Source organism: Salmonella sp. 32100201201700099SM, from assembly GCF_017572645.1.
Classification (GTDB): domain Bacteria; phylum Pseudomonadota; class Gammaproteobacteria; order Enterobacterales; family Enterobacteriaceae; genus Salmonella; species Salmonella enterica.
The window spans coordinates 258,587-273,634 of sequence record NZ_JAGERQ010000004.1; the positions used below are offsets into that span (position 1 = coordinate 258,587).

At 49.3% G+C, this 15,048-nt stretch carries 12 protein-coding genes; 6 read left to right on the forward strand and 6 right to left on the reverse strand.

Annotated features, from left to right (window positions below):
- Positions 1-100 precede the first annotated feature (100 nt).
- Genes J4685_RS08645 through J4685_RS08655 form a run of 3 tightly spaced genes read right to left on the reverse strand, consistent with a single transcriptional unit; the run spans position 101 to position 3,049 of the window.
- Complete coding sequence (locus tag J4685_RS08645; protein ID WP_000382043.1) at positions 101-1,615, reverse strand: tripartite tricarboxylate transporter permease; 1,515 nt, start codon at positions 1,613-1,615, stop codon at positions 101-103.
- Between the two features lie 10 nt (positions 1,616-1,625).
- Positions 1,626-2,060 carry a tripartite tricarboxylate transporter TctB family protein gene (locus J4685_RS08650; protein ID WP_077905012.1) on the reverse strand — a complete coding sequence of 145 codons (435 nt, stop codon included), beginning with the start codon at positions 2,058-2,060 and terminating at the stop codon, positions 1,626-1,628.
- Between the two features lie 11 nt (positions 2,061-2,071).
- The gene (locus J4685_RS08655; RefSeq protein ID WP_000744417.1) at positions 2,072-3,049 is read right to left on the reverse strand and encodes a Bug family tripartite tricarboxylate transporter substrate binding protein; all 978 of its coding nucleotides are present in this window, start codon (positions 3,047-3,049) and stop codon (positions 2,072-2,074) included.
- Between the two features lie 154 nt (positions 3,050-3,203).
- On the opposite strand from J4685_RS08655, the gene tctD reads away from it, so the two are divergent.
- From tctD to J4685_RS08670, 3 genes are all read left to right on the forward strand, one after another.
- Positions 3,204-3,878 (forward strand): transcriptional regulator TctD, encoded by a 675-nt coding sequence (gene tctD / locus J4685_RS08660; RefSeq protein ID WP_001237934.1) that lies wholly within the window; start codon positions 3,204-3,206, stop codon positions 3,876-3,878.
- Positions 3,865-5,280, forward strand: a complete 1,416-nt coding sequence (locus J4685_RS08665; RefSeq protein WP_000872332.1) for a sensor histidine kinase — start codon at positions 3,865-3,867, stop codon at positions 5,278-5,280. The genes tctD and J4685_RS08665 overlap by 14 nt, the downstream gene beginning before the upstream one ends.
- 132 nt (positions 5,281-5,412) lie before the next feature.
- On the forward strand, positions 5,413-6,426 hold the full coding sequence (locus J4685_RS08670; RefSeq protein WP_001059347.1) for a HoxN/HupN/NixA family nickel/cobalt transporter: 1,014 nt from the start codon (positions 5,413-5,415) through the stop codon (positions 6,424-6,426).
- A gap of 722 nt (positions 6,427-7,148) precedes the next feature.
- Here the strand turns inward: J4685_RS08670 and J4685_RS08675 are convergent.
- Together J4685_RS08675 and J4685_RS08680 are read right to left on the reverse strand one after the other, a co-directional pair.
- Entirely contained in the window at positions 7,149-8,045 is an 897-nt protein-coding gene (locus J4685_RS08675) for an antimicrobial resistance protein Mig-14 (protein WP_000701514.1), read from the reverse strand.
- 293 nt (positions 8,046-8,338) lie between these two features.
- Positions 8,339-9,268: a VirK family antimicrobial peptide resistance protein gene (locus tag J4685_RS08680; RefSeq protein WP_000178731.1), complete on the reverse strand. Its 930-nt coding sequence runs from the start codon at positions 9,266-9,268 to the stop codon at positions 8,339-8,341.
- Between the two features lie 519 nt (positions 9,269-9,787).
- Between J4685_RS08680 and pipB2 the strand changes: the two genes are divergently transcribed.
- The 3 genes from pipB2 to J4685_RS08695 all read left to right on the forward strand — a co-directional run bounded on the left by pipB2 (position 9,788) and on the right by J4685_RS08695 (position 14,052).
- A complete protein-coding gene (gene pipB2, locus J4685_RS08685; protein WP_011233153.1) occupies positions 9,788-10,840 on the forward strand; it encodes an SPI-2 type III secretion system effector PipB2 in 1,053 nt (350 codons plus the stop codon).
- 174 nt (positions 10,841-11,014) lie between these two features.
- A complete protein-coding gene (locus J4685_RS08690) occupies positions 11,015-11,347 on the forward strand; it encodes a hypothetical protein (RefSeq protein WP_011233152.1) in 333 nt (110 codons plus the stop codon).
- A gap of 530 nt (positions 11,348-11,877) precedes the next feature.
- A complete protein-coding gene (locus tag J4685_RS08695; RefSeq protein ID WP_011233151.1) occupies positions 11,878-14,052 on the forward strand; it encodes a TonB-dependent siderophore receptor in 2,175 nt (724 codons plus the stop codon).
- A 41-nt stretch (positions 14,053-14,093) separates the two neighbouring features.
- Here the strand turns inward: J4685_RS08695 and J4685_RS08700 are convergent, their stop codons facing one another.
- Positions 14,094-15,029 carry an alpha/beta hydrolase gene (locus J4685_RS08700; RefSeq protein WP_000274377.1) on the reverse strand — a complete coding sequence of 312 codons (936 nt, stop codon included), beginning with the start codon at positions 15,027-15,029 and terminating at the stop codon, positions 14,094-14,096.
- Positions 15,030-15,048: the final 19 nt, after the last annotated feature.

Sequence of the window (15,048 nt, forward strand, 5' to 3'; positions counted from 1 at the left end):
GTAAAATGAGCAAGTTATGGGGAGAGTGATGCTGGCGGGGTTGCCCGGCCTGGCACATGAGCGCGTAGGCCGGACAAGTACAACGTATTTCAGCAGTCAATTAACCGGCGTCAACCTGCGGTTTACGGCTGTGTTTACGGATCAGACGTAACACTGGCGGTACCACAATGACCATGATCGCCATGATCAGCAGGGCTTTGGCAACGCCGCTTTGCCACAAAATCGCCATATTGCCGTTACTGATGGAGAGTGCGCGACGCAGGTTTTGCTCCAGCATTTCCCCCAGTACGAATCCCAGGATCAGCGGCGACATGGGGAAGTGCATTTTACGTAAAATGTACCCTAACACGCCGAGCGCGACCATCAGCACCAGATCGAAGGTGGTGCTGTGTACCGCATACACCCCTACCGCCGATACGGCAGCGATGGCGGGTACCAGGAACCACAGCGGAATGGTGAGCATACGGGTGAACAGACCGATCAACGGGATATTCATGATCAGCAGCATCACGTTCGCAATCAGCAGCGCAGCGATGAGTCCCCAGACGATATCCGGCTGTTCGGTGAACATCGCCGGGCCTGGCGTGATGTTGTACAGCGTCAGCGCCCCCATCATCACTGCCGTAGTGCCGGAACCGGGAACGCCCAGCGTCAGCATCGGGATGAAGGAGCCGCAGGCAGAGGCGTTGTTTGCCGCCTCCGGCGCCGCGACGCCGCGAATATCCCCTTTGCCAAAGCTATCGCTGTTGCCGCTGAGTTTTTTCTCGGTCATATAGGTAATGGCGCTGGCGATGGTCGCCCCGGCGCCGGGCAATACGCCGACAAAAAAGCCGATTACCGAAGAACGCAGGGTAGTGCCGATACACTGCGCGCCTTCTTTCAGGTTGAACAACATTCGACCCGTTTTGCGGACCATTGTTTGCCCGCTGCTGGTATGTTCCAGCATTAAAAGTATTTCTGATACCGAGAACAGGCCGATCACCACGACGATAAACTGTACGCCGTCGGAAAGATGAACGCTGTCAAAGGTAAAGCGATAAACCCCGGTGTTGGCGTCCACGCCGACGGTCGCAAGGCCAAGACCGATCAGCGCTGCCAGAAATGATTTAAGCGGATTTTGCGCCATCATGCTGCCAAGACAGGCGATGGCAAAAACCATTAAGGCGAAATATTCCGCCGGCCCAAAGGCCAGCGACCATTGCGCCAGTAAAGGGGCGAATAGAATGATGCCGCCGATAGCGATTAATGAACCGAAAAATGAGCTGACTGCGGAAATCGACAGCGCTACGCCGCCTTTCCCTTGCTGCGCCATCGGGTAACCGTCCAGCGCCGTCATGATCGCCGCCGCATCGCCGGGGACATTGAGCAATATGGAGGAGATCCTGCCGCCATACTCACACCCAATGTACACCGTCGCCAGCAGAATTAGCGCCGACTCCGCAGGCAGATGCAACGCAAAGACCAGCGGCAGTAAGATTGCCACGCCGTTGATCGGTCCCAGGCCCGGCAGCAGACCGACAATCGTGCCCACGAAGCAGCCAATCAACGCGATAACCAGGTTTTCCGGCGTCATCGCCACCGCAAAGCCCTGAGAAAGATATATCCAGGTATCCATCGTTGCTCCGTTAACTCAGCCAGGCGCCGAGAGGTAAGGTGACATCAAGCAGCCGGTCAAAGGCATACCACAGCAGAATGCCCAATACCGCGCCGGAGATACCCGCCGCCGGAATCGTGGCGCCGAACAGCATCCCGATAACCATGGTGAGAAGCGCGGTGGCGATGGGAAAACCCAGCCATTCGAATCCCCAGGCATACATCAACAGGATGATGATCGTGGTAATTAGCTTTTGCAGAACATGGCGGCGCGGCCAGCTCACCGTGTCGGGATGGCGTAATAACAGCGCCAGCGCGCAGAGCGCCATCAGGCCGATAATCCCCAGCGGAAAAGGGCGGGGACCGACGGGTTCATAGCTGTATTCGCTTTGGATCTGCCAGGCGATGAATAGCCCGGCGATACAGAGCAACAGCCAGATACCCGCAAAGATACGATCGCTCATCATTGCCTCCGCGATTATTTCGCGAGTCCGAAGGCTTTCGCCTGTTCACGGTAATCAGTAACCTGTTTTTTCACGTAGTCATCGAGCTGCTGGCCGGTCATGTCGAATTCAAACAGGCCGCGCAGATCGCGCTGCTTTTTAAACTCGTCGGTTTGCTGGAGCTTCTTGAAGGTATCCACCCACCACTGGTAATCGGCATCGCTGACTTTTGGCCCGACGTAGAAGCCGCGAATAATCGGCCACACCAGGTCGTAGCCCTGTTCTTTAGCGGTAGGGACATTGGCAAGCTGGCCCGGCAGACGATTTTCTGAAAAGACGGCAAGCACGCGGATTTTGTCGCCGCCCAGATAAGGCACCATTTCACTGAGATCGCCGGAGACAACCTGAACATGGTTGCCCATTAATGCCGTCACCGGCTCGCCGCCGCCCTCAAAGGCAACGTAGCGCATCTTGTGCGGGTCGACGTTCGCCTTTTGCGCCAGCAACGCCGACTTCATCCAGTCCTGGCTGCCAATAGAGGCGCCAGCGCCGATGACCACGCTGTTGGGATCTTTTTCCATCGCCGTCATCAGATCTTTCAGCGTTTTCCACGGGGAATCCGCACGCACGGCGATCATGCCGTAATCAGTGCCCACGCTTGCCAGCCAGCGCACATCATCCACGCCGTAGCGACCAAATTTCCCCTGCGACAGGTTGAGCAGCGAACCGCCGGAAAAGGCGATCACAGTCCCGGATTCGCCAGGGCGTTGGGCGACTATCGCGTTATAAGCCACAGCGCCGACGCCGCCGGGCATATACGTTACCCGCATGGGTTTCTCGATTGCGCCAGTCTCCAGCAAACTCACCTGAATCAGCTTACAGGTAAGGTCGAAACCGCCGCCAGGTTTGGCTGGCGCGATACATTCCGTTCGCGACGGCGCCTCCTGTGCCAGAACAGAGGTACTCATTAATAAAATGCTTGCAGTAAGGGTACGAAGTAATTGTTTTTTCATTTTTTATCCTCACGCCGGACGTCCGGATTTTTCAGGTTCGGAAGAAGATTTTTGTGATTATGTGAGCCGACATGTAGCAGTTCGGTTGCGTGATTGTTAAAACAATAACCTTTCAATTCCCTTTCAATGCGGCAGAAACTTTACAGGATGTGATATGCGTCTCTTATTGGCGGAAGATAACCGTGAGCTGGCTCACTGGCTGGAGAAAGCGCTGGTGCAAAACGGCTTTGCCGTGGACTGCGTATTTGACGGCCTGGCGGCTGACCATCTTCTGCACAGTGAAATGTACGCGCTGGCGGTGCTGGATATCAATATGCCGGGAATGGATGGACTGGAGGTGGTGCAACGGCTGCGTAAACGCGGTCAGACCTTGCCCGTTTTGCTGCTCACGGCGCGAAGCGCGGTGGCGGATCGCGTAAAAGGTCTCAACGTCGGCGCGGATGACTATCTGCCGAAACCCTTTGAACTGGAAGAGCTGGATGCCCGTTTACGGGCCTTGCTGCGACGCAGCGCTGGGCAGGTTCATGAAGTTCAGCAACTGGGGGAATTGATCTTTCATGATGAAGGGTATTTTCTGTTACAGGGACAGCCGTTAGCGCTGACGCCGCGTGAGCAGGCGCTCTTAACCGTATTGATGTACCGACGAACGCGGCCGGTCTCGCGTCAGCAGCTTTTTGAACAGGTGTTCAGCCTGAACGATGAGGTAAGCCCTGAAAGCATCGAACTTTATATTCATCGACTGCGTAAAAAACTCCAGGGAAGCGATGTACGAATTACGACGCTGCGCGGCCTGGGTTATGTGCTGGAGCGCGGCGATGAAGTGGGTTAAGCCGCAATCGTTGTACCTGCAACTCTTGCTGTTCCTGGGGTTGCCGCTGATTCTGCTATGGGGGCTGTCGGCGTTTAACAGCTATGTCAATGCGCTACAGGCCGCCACTCAGGCTTATGATCGTACGTTGCTCTCCTCGGCGCGAACGGTATCGGAACGGCTGGTGGTGCGCAATAAGCATCTGGAAGTTAACGTGCCCTGGGTGGTGCTGGATAGCTTCGAGCTTAATATGAATGATCGACTCTATTACAAAGTCGTCGACCCTTCCGGGAAGGTCATTTCCGGTTATGACGATCTGCCTGCCATGCCGCCCGCTACGCCCCGTACCCGGCTTTATCCGGCGCTGGCGTGGTTCTATCATACCGAGTATCGCGGCGAGGCGATCCGCGTGGCGCGTTTGCTACAGCCGGTCAACGAAGGCGGCATTATCGGCATGGCGGAGGTTTATGTCGCAGAAACGCTGCAGTCCCGTCGTTATCTGGCGGGCCAACTGCTGTTCTCTTCCTGGATCTCACAGGGGCTGCTGGTGTTGCTGACCCTGGTGCTGGTTGGCTGGTTATTACGCCGGATCCTGCGCCCTATGCGTCAACTTTCATCATTAATGGTACGCCGCGAACCGGGTCTGTTAACGCCGCTGCCGGAACTGCTGCCGTGGTCGGAAACACGCTTGTTAATCGTGGCGTTTAATCGCTACATTGACAGGCTCCGCGGCATCCTTTCCCGGCAGGAACGCTTTAGCGCCGATGCTTCTCACCAGTTAAAAACGCCGCTGGCGGTGTTAAAAACGCAGGCGGCGGTGGCGTTAGCCAGCCAGCACCCTCATCACTGGTACGAAAGTCTGCAGGCGATGAGCGTAACGCTGGATAGCACCATTCAGCTCACGGAAAGATTGTTGCAACTTTCTGCGGTAAAGCATAAAGAGCAGGGCGAGCGGCGTTTTTCCCCGGTGAATCTGTACGATATCGTACAGAGCGGCTGCTTTACCCGCCTGGCGCAGGCGCGAAGTAAACATATCGACCTGGGCTACGAAGGCGAACAGGAAGCGATGTGGATCGAGGGGGATGAGGTACTGCTTAGCGAGCTGTGCGGAAACTTGCTGGATAATGCGCTGAAATACACGCCTGAGCAAGGCATCGTCACCGCGCGGCTTGAACAGGATGGCGATGCCGTGACGCTGGTTGTCGAAGATAGCGGCCCCGGCATTGATGATGAACACATCCATCTGGCGCTACAGCCGTTCCACCGGCTCGATAACGTAGGAAATGTGGCCGGGGCGGGCATTGGTCTGGCTTTGGTCAATGATATCGCACGCCTGCACCGTACTCATCCCCATTTTTCCCGTAGCGAAGCGTTGGGAGGGTTATACGTTCGGATACGCTTTTTAAGCCTTATTCCGCAGTAATGCGCACAAATGTGTCAGCGGTAAAGCACGTTTACAAAAAGTCGCATCTTGAGGTGTGACGTTTTAATCAAATGATCATACATTCCCCCTACAAACTGTAGCGTTAATTAGAAATATAGTGGGTGCAGGGGCATGAATAATCATACTAAACGACGGGGAATAGCATTAACCGTCTTTCTTGTTGGGGTTAACATCCTGGCCTGGATTTGGGCGTTCTGTGTTTTTCATCACCATGCCGTCATGCTAAGCGCAGCCATACTGGCGTATAGCTTTGGGCTGCGTCATGCGGTTGATGCCGATCATATCGCAGCCATCGATACCGTCACCCGTAAACTGATGCAGCAGGGTAAAACGCCTTTAGGCGTGGGGGCGTTTTTTTCATTGGGTCATTCGACCATTGTCGTTCTGGCATGTCTGGCGATTGTTGTGACGTCGATGGCATTTCGCGATCGTATTGATGTTTTGCATCAATATGGTTCATTGATCGGTACGGCTGTTTCCGCTTTTTTTCTGCTGGCGATGGCCCTGCTTAACCTGTTTATTTTGTTCAACGTCTGGCGGCAATTTCGCTCGGTTACCCGCGGCGAGTCAGTGGGGGCGCATGACGAGGCGATACCTGGCGGGCTGATGACGCGTATATTTCAGCGTACGTTTCGTTTGGTCACTTCCAGTTGGCATATGTATTTTGTCGGTTTTCTGTTTGGCTTGGGATTTGATACCGCAACCGAGGTTGGGTTGCTGGGCATTTCCGCTTCAGCAGCTAACCAGGGGCTATCTCTCTGGTCAATGATGATTTTTCCTGTGCTGTTTACCGCCGGGATGGCGCTGGTAGATTCCCTGGATAACTTTGTCATGGTCGGCGCTTACGGTTGGGCTTTCTCGCATCCATTACGTAAGCTTTATTATAATATGACCATTACCGCCGCATCCGTCATTGTCGCGCTGGCGATTGGCGGGCTTGAGGCGCTGGGATTGATTGATGATGCGTTACAGTTAAGCGGAACATTTTGGCAGACCGTAAGCACGCTTAACGATCATATGGGGAATGTGGGCTTCTGGGTAGTGGGCGCTTTCGTGCTATTCTGGCTGCTCTCGTTGTTGAATTATCGCTGGCGCGGCTATGATAAAATCACCCTCAATACCTGATTGATTTCTGTAAAAATAGCATTTCGGCAGTGGTGTCACATCATTGCCGAAGCATTTTATCTCCTGAGAGTATATTCTTCCCGGTAAGTGCGTTATTTTTCATGCTTGCCTTTCGTTATCAATTTAAGCAATCCGATATAACATACAATACCAAAAATAATAATAACAGTTGTATACCCAAGAATCAGCCAGTCTGCATGTGTCATAATATAATCCAGTTATCAGGTATCCCGTGTTAAGGCGATCTTTAAGCCTGTTGTCAGCAAGAACCACTGTACCCGTTCAGTGCTGTTGGCAATAACGTATTGTTTATGCACAAGAGCGTTGTTACAAATAACGTATACATTGAGCATAGACCCCACCCGCATTTTTGTAATGCCATAAAGCAAGGCTACTCCTTTAATCTACTGACGGTATGCCAGGCCAGAAGAGATAAAAGGGTAGTTGTCATCATCATCTGTTCCTGACGCCAGGTTAATGACACACACATATGAAAATGTATAACCGCTGCACGCTTTTTAGCACGTTATCTGTAACATACCGTGTTAATCAATTCTATAAAACCGAGTATAGTGTAAGTGAATTTCGAGTAATTGTCATTATGATTATATGGTGGTTAACTTATTTTTTTTAATTCTGATTAAATTTTCGTTTTTTATCAGGTCATCAGGATTTATGAAAAACCTGGGCGTAAAAAACATATTTACGTCCAGGCTTTCTTTTTAGCAAATCGATTTCCCGGTAAAATAGGGGGTCGACCACATGCGCTTATATTCCCATTCAGGCTTTAGTATGCCGATGGAAAAAAGTAATTTTTTTTGTCTTTCCTGGCAGTAATGTCTGGCACGGCTAATATTTAGCCACATTAGTATGCTGCCGGGACTGAGTGGCCTGCACTCATTTTTAATTGCACCATTAGATACGTCAAAGTAGACGTTCATCTGGCTTTCAGACTTCAGTACGATATCAAATGCACAGGGTATCCCTTCAATGTAAAGAATATGCCCAAACAGAAGGTGATGCAGTTGACTAAAAAAGTTGGCAAGGTTATCAGCGGGATAGCAGGATGAAGTATTGCCGAAACGAGACCGAAATAACTCGATAAAAATATGAGTCAGTTCATCAGAAGAACAATCAGCAACGCTTTTTACACTTCCGCCTTTTTTAAGAAATCGCTGATATTCATTACGGCGTGTTTTTTCAAACTTAGAAGAGAACGCTTCTTTGACCAGACAATTTTGTTTTTTTCTGGTGAGTTTCCATATGGCATTGCGTATTTGTGGCTGGTGTAACGCCGAAAGTCGGTTAGTACGATCGGGTAAGAAGCAGCGTAAATCTGGTGCCATTGGAATAAGTATCTCATCTGACGATAGCGGAAAGGTTCTGCGCGTCAGGATGCCAATATTCTGATCATTACAGATAAAGTAGGCGCCTTTAATCTTATCATCTTCTTTATAGTGGAAGAATTTAAAATGCCAGTTATGGCGCTTCATAAAATAATCCACAATATCTGGGTGCATATTGATACTACCGCCGTATTGCGTAAACACCTCCCGGTATAGGGTAAAGGAAGATGGCTGCCAGCGGGTTAATATACGCTTAACTTCTTGTATTTTCACCAAAACTCCTGACTTAGTTTACTGAAAATCCTATTCTGTATTATTTTTTTGCTCAACCAAATAAAAATGTGACAGATGTTTAGCTTGTATTTAATGGTTAACATGCTAATCGATGACGTTATGGTGAAGGGAATAAGATTAAGATGTTGATCATAGCATGAGTGAAAGCGACGGTTTAATGCCGCGCTTTTCACTCGCAAGCCATTCTGTATTTAACCATCCAGTAGCGATACAGATTTCAAAGAGATCCGCTGAACGGTAGCAGGATCTGCACATCCGCGTATGAAATAGTTCTACCGGGAGAGGCTGTTAACCTCTTGTATTATTGTATCCAGAATATGATAGCGTTTCCGATACTCTGCGCGTTTTTTGCTGGGGATACTTTCAGGCGCTTTACGCATCACCTGTGATGGCAGATGATATAAGGCACCTTTCTTAACGCCGTTTAGCGACTCCCAGAATTCACTATAGCTGGCCACAAAAGTTTTTTTCTTCTGGAATAAGTACCTGAGTTGACGATAAACATGGTTGTTTTCACTTACCGCATAAATCTCGTCGACATTACAGGCCTGCATCAATGTTGCAAAAGCTTCATACAGCATCCGTTTAGGAAAGAGACCGTAACAATCTTTGGTGGCGTTACGTATGACTTGTGGGCCGATATGTTTACTGGGCCCTTGTAACCCGGCAACCAGCGCTATTTGCTTCCCTTCATGGCGGATAAAGGAAAATGATAAACGTGCCAACGGCGTATCATTGAAACACAGCGTTAATGTCAGCTCACCTTCTCTGTCATAGCCACATGGGCCGCAGTAGATATCTACCAGAGCGTCGTTTTTTCCTTCCAGGTGAGCGAGTAAGATTTGTTCCTCGGGCAGGAGGATCTTTTTAATTTTACTTTCCGGAAAGGACTGAACGAACTGGTAGTGTTCCAGAATAGCTTTTGCCCGGCAACGTATGCTAAGCCCGGTATACAAATAGGGCCGCTGGATTTTTGCCGGCAACAGTGGACGATGAATAATCAGCGTTCTGGGCTGAGACAGATGGCATAATTCATTGAAGTATTTAATTGTCGTTACGGGGTTAATAAGGCAACGTAATAAAAATTTATAGCGAAACTTACGCTCTCCCCAGCGTTTATGGCGATAAGGCGTCTGCGCCATGACTTCTTTTAACATTAATAATGGATTATATCTTTCCATATCACTTTGCTGCATCGTCATACTACGGCTCTACTACTCGATAGACTTATAACCGAGACGGTAGCCTGATTGAGTTAAACGTAAAGGCAACGAAGAAGGTCTGTACAGACGATGTTGTTAAACAGTTTATCAATGGCGGTAATAAAACGCCTGAACACGCTTTTTAATAGGTTTTCTGCTAATGAGTGGGATGAGTCCTGAACGTAATATTAAAACGAATGCCGTGTTTATTATTTTAAATAATGTTATATACTCTAAATAATTTGAGTTGCAGGAAGGCGACAAGCGAGCGAATCCCCCTGGAGCTTACTAAAGTAAGTGACTGGGGTGAGGGAACGCAGCCGCAGCACATGCAACTTGAAGTATGACGAGTATAAGCCAATATATTTATTTGGCTGCTATTGTGTAAGCCAGACAGCAACGCGTCGTGATACGTTATTATGTAACCAGACGTAAAGGGGGTATTCACCTTATCTCTAAATGCAAATCTATATGATAAATTTTATCATGTACTGTGTTGCTCTCTCTGGGAGAAAATATATGCAGCGTTCACTCGATAGTCTGGCTGGTATGGCTACATCTGCTTTTGGCGCGGGGACTTCTGCTGCTATGCGGCAAGCTACCTCGCCCAAAACCATTCTGGAATATATCATTAACTTTTTTACCTGTGGTGGGATACGTCGGAGAAATGAAACACAATATCAGGAATTGATAGAGACTATGGCTGAGACATTGAAAAGTACAATGCCTGACAGAGGTGCTCCGTTGCCAGAAAACATCATCCTGGATGATATGGATGGGTGTCGTGTCGAATTTAATCTTCCTGGTGAGAATAACGAAGCTGGACAAGTTATTGTACGAGTCAGTAAAGGCGACCATTCTGAGACAAGAGAAATTCCGCTTGTCTCTTTTGAAAAAATATGTCGAGCTTTACTATTCAGATGCGAATTTTCTCTCCCTCAGGATTCTGTAATATTAACTGCCCAGGGAGGCATGAATCTTAAAGGCGCTGTCCTTACCGGAGCAAATCTGACGGCAGAAAATTTATGTGACGCAGACTTAAGCGGCGCAAATTTAGAGGGGGCAGTGCTGTTTATGGCGGATTGTGAAGGTGCAAATTTTAAGGGCGCAAATCTATCGGGAACATCACTAGGCGACAGTAATTTCAAGAACGCCTGTCTGGAAGATGGCATTATGTGTGGCGCTACCCTCGATCACGCTAATCTTACTGGCGCCAATTTACAACACGCGAGTCTGTTAGGCTGTAGCATGATAGAATGTAATTGCTCCGGTGCAAATATGGATCACACTAATCTTTCAGGCGCAACCCTTATACGTGCTGATATGAGCGGTGCGACATTACAGGGTGCTACTATAATGGCTGCAATTATGGAAGACGCTGTCTTAACCCGGGCAAATCTGCGAAAGGCGAGTTTCATTTCTACGAACCTGGACGGGGCTGATTTGGCTGAGGCTAATTTAAACAATACCTGTTTTAAAGATTGTACACTAACCCATTTGCGTACCGAAGACGCCACAATGTCTACAAGTACACAAACACTCTTTAACGAATTTTATAGTGAAAATATTTAGCCCTTTTTGACGTAAATCTGAAATAAAAGCAATGTAAGAATAACAATCTGCTACTGAATAGTAGCTGAGAGTAAATTATTTACAGTATCTTTTATTATTACAGGAGTATGCGACGGTAAAAATATCTGAATAACCATTCCTATTTTCTCAAGTAGAACTTCCAACTAAAGCGAATTGTTTGAAAAGGAAAACGCTATGCCTGGATGTATAAGTGCCTGTTCGTGCGTTGCCAGCCCGACGCCTCCCGATCCTAAGGCCCCCCCTGCGCCTAAGTGGAAAGAGTTAAAAGGTTATTGTGTTACATGTACTAGTCAGGAGGATATTCGTCCATCTAAAGGGGATGAATCAAAGCAAAAAATGTCAGCCCTTGAATTAGTGATGGCACGACGTCTTTTAAAAGACCTAGGGGTAACACAACATCCCTGGCAAGACCCGACAGTAAAATCCACTAACTGTGGGTTGCCATATTTTCCAGTAGATCCTGGAGAACGAGAAACCGATGTTTGATGGTTTTCTGTCTGCAAAGCGCCTGATAATTATTACCAGGCGCTTTGTATTTTGGCGCCAACATCACTTTCATCGTCATATATCGAATGACTACAATCGTATCCGATCCCACCATTACCCAGACGGAAAGTCGCTGGCAAACTGTAAGAACGGTTTGCCGTCGACAGGGAAGCGCCGGTGAACTCTGAACCGCACTATACCATCTTACCTGGGTGTTTATTATCATTAACGCTTTGAAAAATAGTTTTATTTCATCTATTTCTGTTTTGTAAAACCTTCGTTCAGTAGGCGCATTCTGCCACCCTTCCCGGATTTACTGGCAAAGCGGAGCCCGGACAGAGAGTCATATTGCAAAATCCCATTTCCGTTTTTTATTACCAGATTTTTGTGGTCGAAAGATTGCCTTTTTCTTAATTGAATGATAATTATTATCATTGACATATGATAATAATTACTATATAGACGTAACCTGGTAAGGATGTGAGCTTGAGGGCAACAGCGCTACTTTAGACATTATTTAGGGAATGGGTATGAGAGTTAAGAAGTTCATCTGGTTAATAACCGTGGTTTCTACAGGGATTAATAGTCCATTATCAGCAGCAGAATCTACAGACGACAACGGCGAAACGATAGTGGTTGAATCCACTGCCGAGCAAGTATTAAAGCAACAGCCGAGCGTTTCGATTATTACTCGTGACGATATTCAAAAGAATCCTCCCGTTAACGATCTTGCCGATATTATTCGTAAGATGCCTGGGGTTAATCTTACCGGCAATAGCGCCTCGGGAACGCGCGGAAATAACCGACAAATTGATATTCGTGGTATGGGGCCGGAAAATACCTTAGTGCTGATTGACGGCGTGCCGGTGACGTCGCGAAATTCGGTTCGCTATAGCTGGCGCGGAGAACGCGACACCCGTGGCGATACGAACTGGGTGCCGCCGGAGATGGTAGAACGTATTGAAGTGATCCGTGGGCCCGCCGCCGCGCGCTATGGCTCCGGTGCCGCAGGTGGGGTGGTGAATATCATCACCAAACGCCCCACTAATGACTGGCACGGCTCGCTGTCGCTCTATACCAACCAGCCGGAAAGCAGCAAAGAAGGTGACACCCGGCGGGGTAACTTTAGCCTTAGCGGCCCGTTGGCTGGAGATACGTTGACGATGCGCCTGTACGGTAATCTCAACAGAACCGATGCCGACAGTTGGGATATTAACTCCTCCGCCGGTACCAAAAATGCCGCCGGACGGGAGGGGGTCACCAATAAAGATATTAATAGCGTCTTCTCATGGAAAATGACCCCGCAGCAACTCCTTGATTTTGAAGCGGGATACAGTCGGCAGGGGAATATCTATGCCGGCGATACGCAAAACAGTACTTCGAACGCGGTTACCAAAAGTCTGGCGCAGTCCGGGCGGGAGACCAATCGCCTGTACCGGCAGAATTACGGTCTAACTCATAACGGCATCTGGGACTGGGGGCAAAGCCGCCTGGGGTTCTACTATGAAAAAACCGATAATACCCGCATGAATGAGGGGCTCTCCGGCGGCGGCGAGGGGCGTATTACCAACGACCAGACGTTCACCACTAACCGCCTGACCTCGTATCGTACCAGCGGCGAGGTGAATGTCCCGGTGATATGGCTATTTGAGCAAACGCTCACCGTCGGCGCGGAGTGGAACCGCGATGAGCTGAACGATCCTTCCTCTACCAGTCTGACGGTTAAGGATAGCAATATCGCCGGGATTCCCGGTTCGGCGGCTAACCGTAGCAGCAAAAATAAATCGGAAATCAGTGCGCTGTACGTTGAAGATAATATCGAACCCATGGCCGGTACCAATATTATTCCGGGTCTGCGTTTTGACTATTTGAGCGAATCCGGGAGTAATTTTAGTCCCAGTCTTAACCTTTCCCAGGAGTTAGGTGAATACGTCAAGGTGAAAGCCGGTATTGCCCGGGCCTTTAAGGCACCGAACTTGTATCAAACCAGTGAGGGGTATTTACTCTATTCGAAAGGTAACGGTTGTCCAAAAGATATTACGTCGGGCGGCTGTTACCTGGTTGGTAATAAGAACCTCGATCCTGAAATTAGTATCAATAAAGAGATTGGGCTGGAATTTACCGTAGACGATTACCACGCAAGCGTAACGTATTTCCGTAACGATTATCAGAATAAGATTGTCGCAGGTGATCAGATTATTGGCAGAAGCGCATCTGGCGCTTATGTATTGCAATGGCAGAACGGCGGTAAAGCGCTGATTGAAGGTATTGAAGCCAGCATGGCTGTTCCGCTGATGCCGGACCGTCTGAACTGGAATACCAATGCGACTTATATGATCACTTCTGAGCAAAAAGATACCGGTAATCCCTTATCGATAATCCCGAAATATACGGTGAATACCTTCCTCGACTGGACTATCACCAGCGCGCTCTCCGCTAACGTCAACTGGACGTTATACGGCAAGCAAAAACCGCGAACACATGCGGAGTCGCGTAGTGAAGAGACCAAAGGATTGTCCGGGAAAGCGCTGGGGGCTTACTCACTGGTCGGCGCTAACGTTAACTACGATATCAATAAGAACCTGCGTCTTAATGTCGGTATCAGCAATATCTTCGATAAACAGATCTATCGCTCTGCCGAAGGGGCAAATACCTATAACGAACCGGGTCGGGCTTATTATGCCGGTGTGACGGCCTCGTTTTGATAGGTTATGCCCGCCGCTGGCGGGCATATTCTGGCGACGGGTTAATGGCAGCGTGGTTTTTGGCTTGCCGGTTCGCGACTGATATCCAGCAATGCACTGCGGAAAGAGGCGTTAAACATGGGCCCGTGGCCCAGGCCCGGGTAATGCTGCAGGGCCGCGTTAACGCCGTTGTTCTCAAGCGTTCTCACGGTCTCCTGAATTTTTTGCAGGAGCTCGGCCATCTGGCGTTGCCTGCTATCCCCATTCGACGCTGAACCTTCCATTATGATGAGTTTTTTATGGCAGAACAGCGACGGCTTCACTGTCGTAAGGCGATTCAACAGAACAAAGTTATCCCTGCTGAGTGACGGGCTGGCGCTGTAATAGATATGAAAGAAGGATGACGACAGCCAGGAGTCTAAAACGAACAGGCCGCCATAAGAATGTCCCCATACCCCGCGCCGTTCGGGGTTGATGGTTATTCCTTGTTCCACCTGCGGCGCGATATGTCTCTCCAGTAGCTGGCGGAACGCTGGCCCGCCGCCGGTCTTACGATGAAAACGCGGGCTATTTTCACTGCTTTCGCGATCGATTCCCGGCACCGACGTATAGTCATAAGCTCTGCCGTTAAGATCAAACGGCAGGTTAGTCTGATAGCCAATCGCCACAATCACCGGCGGCGAGTGGTCTGCCAGTTGTTTGAGCAGCGCCTCCGGCAGTCTGTCCATCACTGCGTTGCCGTCCAGCATATATAAGACAGGATAACCCGACGGCGGGGCGGCTTTATTGGGGATAGCGGTCCATACCCGGTAATGTCTTGCGCCATCGGCAGATTGAAAGTCATTGACCCTAAAATGGTAATATCCCGAACCTTTATCAGCGATATTCGGCCCTAATGGCTGCATATCCGGCTGCGCATAACTCAGCGCGCTAAAACAAAAACTCACTAAAAATAGCGCCATGCGATAGCGCTTGTTGTGGTACTGGCGACCATACATCGGATGTGATTCCTTTTTG